12 protein-coding genes and 1 other annotated feature (1 of these 13 cut by a window edge) are annotated in these 14873 nt (G+C 46.8%); of the genes, 10 read left to right on the plus strand and 2 right to left on the minus strand.

Features of this window, described 5'->3' with window-relative positions; genetic code table 11:
• Positions 1-116: a binding site (T-box leader), on the plus strand (it extends 96 nt beyond the left edge of the window).
• A 112-nt stretch (positions 117-228) separates the two neighbouring features.
• Positions 229-2643: a leucine--tRNA ligase gene (leuS, locus tag H2R00_RS20610; protein ID WP_154997180.1), complete on the plus strand. Its 2415-nt coding sequence runs from the start codon at positions 229-231 to the stop codon at positions 2641-2643.
• A 126-nt stretch (positions 2644-2769) separates the two neighbouring features.
• Positions 2770-3177: a VOC family protein gene (locus H2R00_RS20615; protein ID WP_182070192.1), complete on the plus strand. Its 408-nt coding sequence runs from the start codon at positions 2770-2772 to the stop codon at positions 3175-3177.
• Positions 3178-3188: 11 nt separating this feature from the next.
• Here H2R00_RS20615 and H2R00_RS20620 read toward each other — a convergent pair whose 3' ends face one another.
• Complete coding sequence (locus tag H2R00_RS20620; RefSeq protein ID WP_182070193.1) at positions 3189-4082, minus strand: LysR family transcriptional regulator; 894 nt, start codon at positions 4080-4082, stop codon at positions 3189-3191.
• A 126-nt stretch (positions 4083-4208) separates the two neighbouring features.
• Between H2R00_RS20620 and H2R00_RS20625 the strand changes: the two genes are divergently transcribed.
• From H2R00_RS20625 to H2R00_RS20645, 5 genes are all read left to right on the plus strand, one after another.
• Entirely contained in the window at positions 4209-5459 is a 1251-nt protein-coding gene (locus H2R00_RS20625; RefSeq protein ID WP_182070194.1) for an APC family permease, read from the plus strand.
• Positions 5460-5490: 31 nt separating this feature from the next.
• On the plus strand, positions 5491-6378 hold the full coding sequence (locus H2R00_RS20630) for a dienelactone hydrolase family protein (RefSeq protein WP_182070195.1): 888 nt from the start codon (positions 5491-5493) through the stop codon (positions 6376-6378).
• A gap of 17 nt (positions 6379-6395) precedes the next feature.
• Complete coding sequence (locus H2R00_RS20635) at positions 6396-7160, plus strand: NAD-dependent epimerase/dehydratase family protein (RefSeq protein WP_182070196.1); 765 nt, start codon at positions 6396-6398, stop codon at positions 7158-7160.
• A gap of 141 nt (positions 7161-7301) precedes the next feature.
• Entirely contained in the window at positions 7302-8180 is an 879-nt protein-coding gene (locus H2R00_RS20640) for a carbohydrate ABC transporter permease (protein ID WP_076791082.1), read from the plus strand.
• 16 nt (positions 8181-8196) lie between these two features.
• The gene (locus H2R00_RS20645; protein ID WP_182070197.1) at positions 8197-9702 is read left to right on the plus strand and encodes an extracellular solute-binding protein; all 1506 of its coding nucleotides are present in this window, start codon (positions 8197-8199) and stop codon (positions 9700-9702) included.
• A 31-nt stretch (positions 9703-9733) separates the two neighbouring features.
• Here the strand turns inward: H2R00_RS20645 and H2R00_RS20650 are convergent, their stop codons facing one another.
• A complete protein-coding gene (locus tag H2R00_RS20650) occupies positions 9734-12043 on the minus strand; it encodes a helix-turn-helix domain-containing protein (protein WP_182070198.1) in 2310 nt (769 codons plus the stop codon).
• A gap of 215 nt (positions 12044-12258) precedes the next feature.
• On the opposite strand from H2R00_RS20650, the gene H2R00_RS20655 reads away from it, so the two are divergent.
• From H2R00_RS20655 to H2R00_RS20665, 3 genes are read left to right on the plus strand one after another with little or no spacing between them, the layout of a single operon-like run.
• Entirely contained in the window at positions 12259-13224 is a 966-nt protein-coding gene (locus H2R00_RS20655) for an ABC transporter permease (protein WP_154997197.1), read from the plus strand.
• Between the two features lie 28 nt (positions 13225-13252).
• On the plus strand, positions 13253-14374 hold the full coding sequence (locus H2R00_RS20660) for a glycoside hydrolase family 88/105 protein (protein ID WP_154997199.1): 1122 nt from the start codon (positions 13253-13255) through the stop codon (positions 14372-14374).
• Positions 14371-14865, plus strand: coding sequence for a lipoprotein YteS (locus H2R00_RS20665; protein ID WP_182070199.1), 495 nt, complete (start codon positions 14371-14373; stop codon positions 14863-14865). Before H2R00_RS20660 ends, H2R00_RS20665 begins: the two co-directional genes overlap by 4 nt.
• Positions 14866-14873: the final 8 nt, after the last annotated feature.

The following is a 14873-nucleotide window of genomic DNA, read 5'->3' on the forward strand; positions in this document are numbered from 1 at the left end:
GAGTTGCAGCAGTGATAAGCTGCTGCCGCGTATCTGCGTTACAGATATCAAGTGAGTGTGCCTCGTGCACACTAACAAGGGTGGTACCGCGGGAAATCGAATCTCTCGTCCCTTCTTAGGGATGGGAGAGTTTTTTTGATTTTAGAATAATCTGAATATAACGCTGCCAGTCCCGTCCATACTTGAAGACAAAGAAGCCGTACACATATTCAAAGGAGGTTTTTACAATTGAGTTTTGACCATCAAACAATCGAGAAAAAGTGGCAGGACTATTGGCTGAAAAATAAAACGTTTGCCACGCGTGAAGATAAATCCAAACCGAAATTTTATGCATTGGACATGTTCCCGTATCCGTCAGGCGCAGGCCTTCACGTCGGACACCCTGAAGGCTATACAGCAACTGACATTTTGTCCCGCATGAAACGGATGCAAGGGTACAATGTCCTCCATCCAATGGGCTGGGATGCATTCGGGCTTCCTGCCGAGCAATATGCGCTAGATACGGGAAACGATCCTGCCGTCTTTACCGAGCAGAATATTGACAACTTCCGCCGCCAGATCAGAGCGCTCGGCTTTTCGTATGACTGGGACAGAGAAGTCAATACAACAGATCCGGACTACTATAAATGGACGCAGTGGATTTTCTTAAAGCTTTACGAAAAAGGTCTCGCTTATGTAGATGAAGTCCCTGTAAACTGGTGTCCTGCGCTTGGAACCGTTCTTGCCAATGAAGAAGTCATCGACGGCAAAAGCGAACGCGGCGGCCATCCTGTAGAACGCCGTCCAATGAAACAGTGGATGCTGAAGATTACCGCTTATGCCGACCGCCTGCTTGAAGATTTGGAAGAACTCGACTGGCCGGAAAGCATTAAAGAGATGCAGCGCAACTGGATCGGCCGTTCTGAAGGGGCGCATGTTCATTTTGCGGTCGACGGCACAGACGAAACGTTTACGGTTTTCACAACGCGGCCTGACACATTATTCGGTGCGACATATGCTGTTTTGGCTCCAGAGCACGATTTGGTTCAAAAAATCACGACGCCTGAACAGAAAGACGCAGTCAACGCCTATATCGAAGAAGTTCAATCAAAGAGCGACTTGGAGCGGACAGACCTTGCTAAAACAAAGACAGGCGTCTTCACAGGCGCTTATGCGGTCAATCCGGCAAACGGAGAAAAAATTCCGGTCTGGATTGCGGACTATGTCTTGGCTACATACGGGACCGGAGCAGTTATGGCTGTTCCTGCCCATGATGAGCGGGACCACGAATTTGCATCAGCATTCGGGCTGCCGATCAAAGAAGTCGTCAAAGGCGGGGATGTTGAGAAAGAAGCATATACAGGCGACGGAGAACATATCCATTCAGATTTTCTGAACGGCCTTGATAAAGCGGCTGCGATCGAGAAAATGATCCAGTGGCTCGAGGAAAACGGGAAGGGCGAGAAAAAGGTAACATACCGCCTCCGCGACTGGCTGTTTAGCCGTCAGCGCTACTGGGGCGAACCGATCCCGGTCATCCATTGGGAAGACGGTACATCGACGCCGGTTCCTGAAGAAGAGCTGCCGCTGATTTTGCCGAAAACGTCGGAAATCAAACCGAGCGGAACGGGTGAGTCCCCTCTAGCGAACATTAAAGAATGGGTGGAAGTGACAGATCCTGAAACAGGCAAAAAGGGAAGACGCGAAACGAATACGATGCCGCAATGGGCGGGAAGCTGCTGGTACTTCCTGCGCTACATCGATCCGAAAAACCCGAATGAACTGGCTTCCCCTGAAAAATTAAAGGAATGGCTTCCTGTCGATATGTATATCGGAGGGGCGGAACACGCCGTACTTCACTTATTGTATGCGCGTTTCTGGCATAAATTCCTTTATGACATCGGGGTCGTTCCGACGAAAGAGCCGTTCAAACAGCTTTATAACCAAGGGATGATTCTTGGTGAAAACAATGAAAAAATGAGCAAATCCAAAGGCAATGTCGTCAATCCGGACGAAATTGTGGAGACGCATGGTGCGGACACACTTCGGCTGTACGAAATGTTCATGGGACCTTTGGATGCATCGATCGCCTGGTCAACGACAGGACTTGACGGAGCCCGCCGCTTCCTTGACCGCGTATGGCGTTTGTTTATCGATGACAATGGCGGGTTAAACGAGAAGATCGTTGAAGGAGCCGGCGAAACGCTTGAGCGCGTCTACCATGAAACGGTCATGAAAGTGACGGATCATTTCGAAGGCCTGCGCTTTAATACAGGTATTTCACAGCTGATGGTCTTCATCAATGAAGCATATAAAGCTGATCAGCTTCCGAAAGAATACATGGAAGGCTTCGTGAAATTGCTTTCTCCTGTCGCGCCTCATTTGGCTGAAGAGCTGTGGAGCCGCCTCGGTCATGAGGAAACGATCACGTATGAAGCATGGCCTGTCTATGATGAAGCAAAGCTCGTTGATGACGAAGTCGAAATCGTCGTTCAGCTGAACGGAAAGGTGAAAGCGAAACTGAACGTTCCGGCTGACGCGGACAAAGAACAGCTTGAAGAGCTGGCGAAAAACAATGAAAAAGTAAAAGAACAGCTCGAAGGAAAAACGATCAGAAAAGTGATTGCTGTACCTGGAAAGCTTGTCAATATTGTTGCAAATTAATGGCGAAAGCCCCTTCAATCCGAAGGGGCTTTTTTGTCATTCCATCGAAAGGATGAAAATATTTCGGCCGTTCGCCTCGTTTCTAATGATCCTTGACCGCTTAAAATGGGAAAAAAGGAGATGATCATGATGCGTTTTTCCGATTTTTCCGCCGTACAGGTCAGAATCGCCCGGCCTACAGACCGTTTTGACGAAATCGTTGCGTTTTACGAAAAGGGGCTGGGCCTGAAAAAGCTTGGCGGTTTTTCCGGCCATCAAGGGTATAATGGCGTCATGTTCGGCCTGCCGAATGTCCAATACCACCTTGAATTCACCTCCCATATCGGAGGCAGCCCTTGTCCGGCACCGACTAAAGACAATCTGCTCGTTTTTTATATTCCTGATCTGAAGGAAATCAAGATTATATTAAATAGGCTCGCTGACATGGGCTATCACGAAGTGCCGCCAGAAAATCCATATTGGAAGGACAAAGGGGCAACGGTGGAAGATCCGGACGGCTGGCGGATCGTGCTGATGAATACCGAAGGCATTTAGATATAGGAACGTTATGCCTGTGCCCAGTCTTTTGCTTTCCTGCGGACGATATCTGTAAAAGCCGCCATTGCAGGAGAAAGCCATTTGTTTTTATGATAAACCATTTGAGTGGAAAACAGGGCGTCGCGGACCAGCGTGCCCTGAAGCTTTCCTTCTTCGATATCAGTGCGCGTTGTGATCAAAGGAAGAAGGGATACGCCCAACCCGCACATCACGCACTGTTTAATCGCTTCGACACTCCAAAACTCCATCGTATGGTCGGCAATGACTCCCCTTTGACGTAAATATTCCTCAAAAAAATCACGGTAGCTACAGCCGTGCTCCGTATATAAAAACGTTTCATTTGCGGTAAAAGTCAAATCATCAAGGGCTTTTTGTCCTGCCGGGTGTTCCTTGGGGAAGATGAATACCATCGGCTCATTGACAAGCTTTTCAACATGAAGGTCGTTTTCTTTCCGATCGTTGTCCAAAAGAAAAGCGACATCGATTTTTCCCTGCTTCAATTCGTCTCTCAGCTGCCAGCACGTGGAAGACTTTAATGTGACCGTGACCTGCGGATATTTGTTTGTAAATTCGTGAAGAATGGCAGGCAATCTGTAAACCGTTAAAGATTCCGAGGCGCCGATGATCAAGTTTCCCGACGGATCCTGGTCGTTTTCCGGAATGTGCCTCGCTTTTTCATACAGTTCGACCATTTCTGCGGCATAAGGGAGAAGGTGTTTTCCCGCTTCTGTCAGCATCATTTTTTTCCCCAGCCTGTAGAACAGCGGCTTTCTTAATTCTTGTTCGATTGCTTGAACGTGCGAAGTCACAGTGGACTGCGCATATCCCAAATAATCGGCAGCACGGGTAAAACCGCCGATATCCACGATGGTTTTGAATGTTTTCAAATGTCGGATCTCCATCTCGTCATCTCCCTTTTTTATCTTATATCGAAAAAATCGAAGTTACAGATCGATAATATCTATTTTACTGATGAATTAAACAAGATTACAATCATTTTAACGACTTTGCGAAAGGATTGTATCAGTATGAGAGAAAAAAAGCTTGGCCCTTTATTGTTAAGCGGGCTGATGACGGGGCCCATTTTAGGATCCGGAATCATTCTGCTGCCGCCGATGATTCATCAGACAGCGGGGGACTATGCGATTTTTGCATGGCTGTTAATGTTGGGAATCGGTTTTTTATTTGCCTGGGTTTTTGCCAGATTGAGCGTCGAGTATCCGAATGATGCCGGGATTGCTTATGCGGCTGAAAAAGCGTTCGGTTCCCGTGTTAAAAAGTTGGCAGTCTTTTATTTTATCATGGCTGCGAGTTTCGGCCCCGCCGCCGTATTAATGACGGCCGGCGAATATATTCATTCTCTTGCGGCCGGCACAGCATTTCCTGCTGAACTGTACGGCTTTGTTTTTTTCATCTTTTGTATGGTTGTCCTTTGCTTTAATCTTTCATTTGTCGGCATGGTTGCACTCATTTTCTCCACTGCCGCGGCACTCATCCTGTTTGGAAGCAGCGCGGCTTCCGTGCCTTACCTCCGTGAGGGGCCTCTCGTAGACGGAACCTTTCAGTTTGCCGATTTTGGCCGCGGATTGCTGCTGCTGTTCTGGGCATTGGTCGGATGGGAAATCGTCGGCAACTACAGTATGGAAGTGAAAAACCGCAGGAAAACGATTCCACGGGCCGTCGTGATCAGCAGTCTGACGGTAACGGTCATATATTTGGCGACTGCGGCAGCTGTTCAGTGGATTGATCCGGGATTCTTCGCAAACGGGCAATTGAAGCTGGCGATGATGCTGACGCCGTTGTTCGGATCTTTTGCATTGCCGGTGATCGCAGTGCTCACCGCTGTCCTCTGCATGTGCGCTTATTTTCAGGTGACAGGCGGAGCAGCCAGGCTGGTGGCCTCGCAGGCCGGCAGGCTGTTTGCCTACAGATCAAGGGGAAATCAGCCGATGGCAGCGCTGGGGCTTATGTTTCTCATCCATACCATCGTTTTCGTCTGCCTGATGTTTCATTTTCTTAATGTTGAGACGCTCGTCTTGATCGCAAACGCCTTTTTCATCTGCAACTCGCTGTGCGGTCTTGCTGCTGCTTACAAGCTGTTATCCGGCCGCGTTTACAAAATAGTATGCCTCTTTCTCATGGGGTGCTTCTCGCTGCTTCTTTTGTTTTCATCATCCTGGGTCTTACTGTTTATCATGCTTGCCAGCGCCTTGTTTATTGTGAACTTCCGTCAACTTATCATCTGGAAAAAGGTAAAACGCCCTTTCAAATCGTATTAATGAATCAAACGAAAAAAGAAAGGGGAACACGATGCGCAGTCAACTTTTCAAACTGCTCGGCGATTTGCCGGGGAAAAAAAGCATTGATGCGAGCACTCTTAAAATTGAAGAAAAGTCATCTTTTATTCTCGAAACGCTTTTGCTTGATTTAAACGGAATTGAAGCGGTGCCGGCCTATTTTGCAAAACCGAAACAGATGAACGGCAAGCGGCCGGCCGTGCTTTACTGTCATTCACACGGAGGTCGTTACGAAAGGGGAAAGGAGGAGCTGATTGAAGGAGCGGATTACTTACAAGCGCCGCCGTTCGCCGAGGAATTAACGGCCTTGGGATTTTCCGTGCTGGCGATTGACCATTGGGCTTTCGGAGACAGGCGGGGCAAAACGGAGAGTGAGATATTTAAAGAAATGCTTTGGACAGGGCGGGTGATGTGGGGAATGATGGTCTTCGACAGCATCAGAGCCATCGATTATCTGAACATGCGAGAGGACACAGATGAAAGCCGCATCGCTTCACTCGGCATGTCGATGGGAGGCCTGATGGCCTGGTGGACTGCTGCATTGGATGAGCGGGTCAGCGTATGCGTTGATATATGCGCTCAGGTGGACAGCGAAACATTAATCAAGACGCAAAATTTGGACCGCCACAATCTCTATTCGTATGTTCCCGGGCTGGTCAAGCACTTTTCAACCGCTCAAATCGAAAGCTTGATCGCTCCAAGGCCACATTTAAGCCTCGTAGGAACCGCAGATAAACTGACGCCAGTTCAAGGGATTGACCTCATTGAAGAAAAGCTGTCTGATGTGTATAAAGAAAAAGGCGCCCGTGAACGCTATGAAGTGTTTCGCTCTCATTCAGGACACCTCGAGACAGCCGGAATGAGGCATAAAGCGATCGGTTTCTTAAAAACATGGCTGTAAAACAGGAGGTGAATACTGTGAAAAAGGTGACGATCATCGGAGGGAACGGCACGGTCGGCCGCGTATTAGCGGACGGATTGGCAGGCGAAGGATACGAGGTGACAGTGCTGGATTTAAAAGAACCGGATGAAAAGCCGGCTGTCCGGTTTGTCCGGGTAGATGCGGCAGATTACAATGAAGTCGTGAAAAGCATTCCTGAGAATACAGATGCGGTGATCAACCTTTTGGCTGTCAAGCCGACGGGCGATTTGCTTGACCGGCAGGAGTTTGAGAAAATGACGGATATCTTTTTTAAAGCGACATATACAATTTTGCGGGCGGCGGCGGAGCTCGGCGTGCCGAAGGTGGTATTTGCAAGCAGCAACCATGTGACAGATGTATATGAAAAGGACGGCGATTCTCTGCTGGGGAGGCAGATCAACACGGATGACTACCCGCAGTCCAAAAGCTTGTACGGCTTGTTAAAATTGGCGTCTGAAAATCTCGGCTACCTTTTCTCGCACCAATTAGACGCCAAGGTTTCCGTGATCAATCTGCGGATCGGGACAGCCGCTGAAAATGAGCAGGAAACGCTGCGCGCAAAACCGAGGAGCAAAAAAACGCTGTTATCCCACACCGACCTCATCGGGATCTTTAAAGCTGCGATCGAATCCGGCAAAACATATGGTACATATTATGCTGTCAGCGACAATAAGGGGCGGCCGTGGTCGATCGATTCCGCCATTCAGGAACTGGGGTACAAGCCGAAAGTCAGCGCCTCAGACATCCTTGATGAAGACTGACGTATCATCTTCTAAGGTGATGATCTTTTTCTCCGCTTTCCTGATCCTGCTTAAAAAATGATTATAGACGCTCTCCTTTCTGTCTGCTACATTTTAGACACGATATCGTAATCTTTTGACAGCGCTTACAAGGAGGGGGGAATGACGATCAGGCATTCTGCTGGAAGCCGCGTGTTTGACATATTGAATTATTCATTTTTAACAGGGTTCGGATTGGTTTGTGTGCTGCCGTTCATCCACGTTATTGCAGCCTCTTTTGCGACAGTTGAGGAGGTCATTTCGAAAAAATTCATTTTAATACCGACGACTTTTTCACTGGATGCGTACAGGTATATTTTTTCAACTGACATTGTATACAGAAGCTTAATCATTTCTATTCTTGTCACAGCCGTAGGGACAGCGGTCAGCATGTTTCTTTCCTCTTTAATGGCATACGGGTTGTCGAGAAAGGAGCTGATGGGAAGGCGCGTCCTGATGTTCTTGGTCGTGTTTACGATGCTGTTCAGCGGAGGGATGATCCCGACCTTTCTCGTCGTAAAATCGCTCGGATTGCTCGATACCTATTGGTCTCTGATTCTTCCGACCGCCATTAATGCGTTTAACTTGATTATTTTAAAGAACTTTTTTCAAAACATACCGTCAAGCCTCGAGGAATCCGCCAAAATTGACGGCTGCAATGACATCGGCATTTTCTTCCGCATCATTCTTCCGTTGTCTTTGCCGGCGATTGCGACAATTTCGCTGTTTTACGCCGTCACCTATTGGAATACGTACATGCAGGCGATTCTGTACTTGAGCGATGCGACAAAATGGCCGATACAAGTTTTGCTTCGCCAGATTGTCATCGTATCAAGCGGTATGCAAGGAGATATGACGGAGATGGGAGCAGCCGCGGCTCCGCCGGAACAAACGATCAAAATGGCGGTCATTGTCGTTGCAACCATACCGGTGCTGCTCGTGTATCCGTTTATTCAAAAACACTTTGCAAAAGGCGCTCTCTTAGGGTCAATTAAAGGATAAAAACGGAGGGGACAATATGGGGAAAAAATGGCTGATTCCGATTTTTGCGTTCGTGCTTTTGGCCGGCGGACTGCTTGGCTGTTCGAACAGCGGAGCAGATCAGGCTTCTTCAAAGGAGGAGAAGGTCGATCTGAACTCGCCTTTGGATTTGAGCTGGATGGTGATCCTTTATCATCAGCAGCCGCCGAAGGACACGGCGATTAAAAAAATCGAGGAGCTCACCAATACAAAGCTCGATTTAATGTGGGTGCCTGATGCGGTAAAAGAGGACCGCTTAAACTCAGCGCTCGCCGCCGGAAACCTGCCGAAAGTCGTCACCATTCAGGACATTAAAAATTCATCTGTCATGAATGCATTCAGGTCGGGGATGTTTTGGGAGGTCGGCCCTTATTTAAAGGATTATCCGAATTTAAGCAAGATGAACAAGCTGATCAATAAAAACGCTTCAATCGACGGAAAGCTTTACGGCATCTACAGAGAGCGTCCGTTATCAAGGCAGGGGGTTGTCATCCGTAAAGACTGGCTTGACAACCTTGGGCTCGATATGCCGAAGACAGTTGATGAACTTTACGAAACAGCGAAGGCATTTACAGAAAAAGATCCTGACCAAAACGGAAAGAACGATACGATCGGCTTTGCCGACAGAAACGATTTGATCTACGGCGCCTTTAAAACATTGGGGTCCTATATGGGCATGCCGACTGACTGGGAGGAAAAAGACGGCAAGTTCACGCCTGACTTCATGACAAAAGAGTACATGGATACGATGAAATATATTAAAAAGCTGTATGATGAAGGGCTGATCAACAAAGACTTCCCGGTTACGAGCAAAACGCAGCAGCAGGAGATGTTTTCACAAGGGAAGGCCGGCATTTATGTCGGAAATATGGTCGATGCCGTCAATTTAAGAGACCAGTCTGTCGATGACAAAATGGAGCTTGAGATCATCAATCGGATCAAAGGGCCGGACGGAAAAGAACGCGTCTGGGCATCGGGCGGGCATAACGGAATCTTTGCCTTCCCGAAAACAAGCGTCAAAACAGAAAAAGAGCTGAAGAGGATTCTGGCCTTTTTCGACCGGATCGCCGAAGAGGATGTTTACAGCCTGATGACGTACGGGATCGAAGGGGTTCACTATAAAAAAGAAGGGGATAAACAATTCAAACGAATGGACGAAAAACTGAAAGACTGGCAGGCGGAAATCCAACCGCTCGTCTCTCTCGTCGGCATTGATAAACAATACTTGAAAAATACGGGCGATCCGCTCCGTACTAAATATGAAGAGCTGACAGAGGACAATAATGAGATCATCGTCTCAAACCCGGCCGAAAGTTTGTACTCACCGGCCGCATCTGAAAGAGGCGATGAACTGCAAAAGATTATTGATGATGCCACATATCAATTCATCCTCGGCAAAATCAATGAAAGTCAGTTCGAGAAAGCGGTTGAAAAATGGCGGACAAACGGCGGAAATCAAGTAATAGAAGAATATGAGGAGTCATTTAAAAAAGCGGAAAAATAGAAGACAATCCCGGGGAACCGGGATTGTCTTTTTATGCCGAATGATTTTTCAGCTCGCGGTATTTGCCGGGCGTGATTCCTTCCAGCTTTTTAAATGAACGGATGAAATTCTGCGGGTTTTTGTATTTCAGTTTTTCAGAAATTTCTTTTACGGACAGCGTCGTTTCCGTCAGCCAGTTTTTCGCGATATGATGCCTGTAGGATGACAAATATTCGCTGAACGATATTTTCATTTCTTTCCTGAAGATGCTGCTTAAATAGTTGGGGTTGTAATGAAGCCTTCCTGCGATCGATTCGAGCGTTAAGTCCGTGTCGAATTCCTGTTGGATAATATGGACGATTTTTTCTGAGATGTTTTTGTATTGCGATTCTTCTCTGATGCTGAGTGTATCGATCATTTTGACGATGATCTGTGCGTTCAGCCAGCTTTCGATCTCCTCGATGGTCGTCAGCTCAAAGACGTCGTCGTACAGCATCGTATTTTCGTTCGGTTCAAAAATCTCGATTCCGAGCAAATGCATAAATTCAATCAAGTTGTTCAACAGCCTTGCAATCGCAACCTGGCAGTGATGAGGATTCATGTTTTCAGAACAAATCGATTCAAGGAGAAGATGAAGCTGTTCGGCTGCTTGTTTACGGTTGCACGTTTTAATGGCTTCAAACAGTTCATTTTGAATCTGCTTCGGAAACTGGGTTAAAAACGCTTTGTTGCGGTCAAGATGCTCATAAAAAATCACTGTGTGTTTTCCGGATTTCAGACGGTATGTCAGCGCTTCAAGCCCTTCCAAATAAGCGCGCTTCGACATTGCAAGGCTTGTAAACGGCTGGCTGATACCGATGCTAATGAACAATCCAAGCTCTTCATGAATTTTATCCTTGATGGATGATGCGGTATGCTCCAAGTCTTCCTGAAACCTGTCCAGCGGCTGTCCGCGGTTCAACATGATGATTGTCTGCGTTTTATCAATGACAACCGGCGGGAGGCGCTTATTCTTTGGCACAGATCGTTCGACAAGGCTGTTGATCGCAAACAGCAGGACATCAAGATCCTTTTTTTCGTATGACGTGTCTTTCAATGTATCTATTTGCAGTGTGAAAACGGACAGGTGGCTCCAATCTTCAGGAAAGCCGAGCCCTGTAAAGCGGTCTTTGATTTCTTCTTCGCTCAGCTTGCCGAGCAAAAGCCTTGTTAAAAAATACTGCTTCAGCTGTGTGACCTGCTGTTCGACACGCACCTCCAGATCATGGTTTTTATTTTTCATCTCTTTAATATTCCGTTCAATCAGTTCAAATTCGTTTTTCGGTTTCTCTTGGCCGGAATCGGCCCCCGCAGAAAAGCCGGAGACGGATTCGTATAAAACCTTGATCGGTCTGTAAAAATGACGCGAACCAAACCAGGAAAATAGATATGAAAGCGCTAACAAAATGATGCAGATCGTAAACGTGAACCAGCCGATTGATGCCGTCTGCTGATAAAGTTCCGGAATGGTCGTTAACGAAACATATATCCAATTATTGTAATCTGATTTCTGGTATGTAATGTTATAGGCGGTGTCGCTGACTGTTGTATCAAACTGGCCGTTTTTTTCCTGGTGCCGGCGGATCGTTTTGAAATAATCTTCTTGTTTAATCGATTGTCCAATCATTGACGGGTCTGAGTGAAGGATGATCCGTCCGTTGTCATCAAGCACCATCATGCTGTTTGTTTTTGAATGATGAGGCATGCGCTTGACAAGCGAACAAGAAGGAATGCTCGCGATCGCAAGGCCTCTGTTTTCCATGCTGTTCAGAGGAAGCTGTTTGACCAGATTGACGTTATACAGGCAGTTTCCAGAAGCCCCTTCTTTTGTGGCGACAAGATCATTGTTTTTTTCAAGCAGCCAGCTGGAACGGCTTTTTAAAGCGTTGTAAAGCGAGATTGTGATGGCTTGTTTTCCCTGATCTAAAGGATATAAACCGGAATTGTTGATATACCACTTTTTTTCTTGGCTGATCAGCGTGATATCCGACAGATCGGTATCGAATGTCTGCAGTTCGTTTAATTCCTTGTTAATTTGGTTGTACAGCTGAAAGCGTTCTGGTGTAATGGTGCGGCTGAGCGTCTGAATTAAAGGATAGGAACGGACGTAATTTGTGAAGGAATGGTCAACCGTTTTTAAAATATGTTCAATATTAAGCTGTGTCTGGCCAACGGTTTGGAGCTTTTCGTTTGTAACGTTTTGTTCAATGGTTTCCGCTGATCTCTGATATGAAAAAAAGCCGACGATGATGACCGGAATGGTGCTCAGGACGAGAAAGAAGGTCACCAGCTTATAGTAAAACTTATATTGTTTTCTCTTCATAAATTCCCCCCCAACAAATCTTCGTTTGAGATGTACATATATAATTAATCCGACTTTTGTGTGAATTTGTCAATAATCATTTTCTAACCATCGTTTCATTTTATTAGGTTTTGCCGGCTGCCGGGCGAGGTGCGGCCGATGTGATGATATGATTGTAGATTTATTTTTTCATGGTGGGATAAAGTGAAAGCAAACATCACGAAGGGAGGCCGTTTATGAAAGCAGCCGATGTCCAGACCGGGAAAAATCCGGCCCTTATTGTTGAGAAAAAACGAAAGACGCGTTTTTGGGAAAAGTTTCTCCAGCAAAAATATTTATATTTGATGATTCTGCCGGGACTGATTTATTTTTTGCTTTTTAAGTATGTGCCGATGTGGGGGATTGTCATAGCGTTTCAGGATTACCAGCCGTTTCTCGGCATAACGGGGAGCGAATGGGTGGGTTTTAAGCATTTTGAAAGGCTGTTTACCGAACCGACGTTTTTTATGCTTCTGAAGAATACATTGATTTTGTTTTTTCTCAACCTTGTCGTATTCTTTCCGATACCGATTATTTTGGCGCTTTTATTGAATGAAGTCAGAGTCGCACTGTTCAAAAAGTTTGTCCAGACGTTGATCTATATTCCGCATTTTATGTCATGGGTCATTGTCGTATCACTTTCATTCGTCCTGTTGACTGTTGACGGAGGACTGATCAATGAGATCATCGCTTACTTCGGCGGAGAAAAGATCAACTTTTTGCTGAATGAAAGCTGGTTCAGGCCGATGTACATTCTCCAGGTCATCTGGAGGGAAGCTGGCTGGTCGACAATCATTTATTTGGCAGCGATTACCGCTGTCGATCCGCAGCTTTACGAAGCAGCGAAAATGGACGGGGCCAATCGCCTGAGGAGGATGTGGCATGTCACACTTCCTGCGATCAGAAGCGTCATCGTTGTTTTGCTTATCCTGAAAATCGGCGATACGCTCGAGCTCGGCTTTGAGCATGTGTATCTGCTTTTGAATGCAACGAACCGCGAAGTGGCCGAAATCTTTGATACGTATGTATACACGGCCGGATTAAAGCAGGGACAGTTCAGCTACAGTACAGCCGTCGGTTTATTTAAAGCAGCTGTCGGTCTCATTCTTGTCGTATTTGCAAACAGGATGGCGAAGAAATTTGGAGAAGAAGGGATCTATTAATATTCTTTGATGAAAGGAATTGAATGACATGAATCAATCTCTCATCACAAAATCGCCTCTTTACATTGCCGAAGAAGCGGCCAAAACAATAATGAAAGCGTATACACCGAAGGGGCTGCCGCCGGCCGGACGCTGGCACTACCATCAGGGCGTATTTCTGTGCGGCCTGATTCGCCTCTGGGAAGAGACGGGGCAAGAAGCATACTTCAAATATGTAAAAGAATATGCCGATGAGCTCATCGATGACTGCGGAAATTTTTATTTCAGGAGGGATGAGCTGGACGCTATACAAGCCGGGCTTCTCCTTTATCCTTTGTATGATGAAACGGGCGATGAACGCTATCGTAAAGCCGCAAAAAAGCTGAAGGGCCTTTTCGAAACGCTGAATCAAACAGAAGAAGGCGGTTTTTGGCATAAAGATAAATACCCTTATCAAATGTGGCTTGACGGATTGTACATGGGAGGGCCTTTCGCACTCAAGTATGCAAGAGCGTTTAATGAGCCTGAACTGTACGACATGGTCATCCTCGAGGAAAGACTGATGCGAAAACATACGAAAGACGGCAGGACGGGATTGTATTATCATGCGTGGGATGAAAAGAGGCAAATGCCCTGGGCCGACCCCGTCTCAGGCTGTTCTCCCGAATTTTGGGGAAGGTCAATCGGCTGGTACGCGCTTGCACTGTGCGACATGATCGAACTGCTCCCGCAGGGGCATGACACAAGACAGGAGTGGACCCGGACGCTTCAAGAGATGGTCAAAAGCATTGCTGATTTTCAAGATGAAAGCACAGGGTTATGGCACCAGGTTGTCGATAAAGGCGGACTTCCGGACAATTGGCTTGAAAGTTCCTGCTCGTGTTTGTATATGTATTCGATGACCAAAGGTGCTCGCATGGGCTATATCGATTCTTCATATATTGATAGAGCGGCAAAGGCTTTCAAAGGACTCGTCGAAGAAAAAATCGAGCTGAGTGCAAAAGAAGGCTTGCTTTTAAAAGATATTTGCGTCGGAACATCGGCAGGGACATACGATTATTATGTCGGGCGGGAAAAAAGCACCAACGATCTGCACGGTGTCGGGGCATTGATCATGGCTCTTGTAGAACTCGAAAAGACCGGCCGTTTTTCCTGCGGGGAAGCGAAGTGAAAAACTTCGCCTTCTCCGTCCTTCTATTCGCAGCAGTGCTTCTCCTTTCCTCATGCGGAAAGGATGGTAGCCGGGAAACAGACGTATTGATCTTTTCGGATGCACCGGCTGAAATAAAGGAAAACATACAGCGCGCTGCCGGGAAAGAACAGCTCAACATCACCGTTTTCCCGGCTGCACCTGAAAAACTCCTTGTTGAAATTGCGGCGAAAGAAGGAGATCTGTTTATCGTTCCAGAAGACATGTTTAAACCTTTTTACGATCCTGAAGGACTTCAGCCATTAAATGTTGCTTCGGAAGAAAAAGAGCCGTACAGCGCTCCGGGAAAACACGGGGAAGTACAGCAGTATGCGGCTGTCATCGAAAAAGGAGAAAAACGTTTGAACGGCTATACGTTTCAGCTGAATACAGACATGGCAGCTTTCATACCGGTTTATGCGAAGAAAACCCCTGAAGCGACGGAACTCATCGAAGCGCTTCGATCAAAATGAATGAAAGG

Source organism: Bacillus haynesii (assembly GCF_014042035.1).
Taxonomy (GTDB): domain Bacteria; phylum Bacillota; class Bacilli; order Bacillales; family Bacillaceae; genus Bacillus; species Bacillus haynesii.

Bases quoted from the DNA above. Each gene is read 5' to 3' on its own strand.
- H2R00_RS20640 (WP_076791082.1), top strand. From the start codon at position 7,302: ATGACGATCAGGCATTCTGCTGGAAGCCGCGTGTTTGACATATTGAAT.
- H2R00_RS20625 (WP_182070194.1), top strand. From the start codon at position 4,209: ATGAGAGAAAAAAAGCTTGGCCCTTTATTGTTAAGCGGGCTGATGACG.
- H2R00_RS20645 (WP_182070197.1), top strand. From the start codon at position 8,197: ATGGGGAAAAAATGGCTGATTCCGATTTTTGCGTTCGTGCTTTTGGCC.
- H2R00_RS20655 (WP_154997197.1), top strand. From the start codon at position 12,259: ATGAAAGCAGCCGATGTCCAGACCGGGAAAAATCCGGCCCTTATTGTT.
- H2R00_RS20650 (WP_182070198.1), bottom strand. From the start codon at position 12,043: ATGAAGAGAAAACAATATAAGTTTTACTATAAGCTGGTGACCTTCTTT.
- H2R00_RS20630 (WP_182070195.1), top strand. From the start codon at position 5,491: ATGCGCAGTCAACTTTTCAAACTGCTCGGCGATTTGCCGGGGAAAAAA.
- H2R00_RS20615 (WP_182070192.1), top strand. From the start codon at position 2,770: ATGATGCGTTTTTCCGATTTTTCCGCCGTACAGGTCAGAATCGCCCGG.
- H2R00_RS20660 (WP_154997199.1), top strand. From the start codon at position 13,253: ATGAATCAATCTCTCATCACAAAATCGCCTCTTTACATTGCCGAAGAA.
- H2R00_RS20620 (WP_182070193.1), bottom strand. From the start codon at position 4,082: ATGGAGATCCGACATTTGAAAACATTCAAAACCATCGTGGATATCGGC.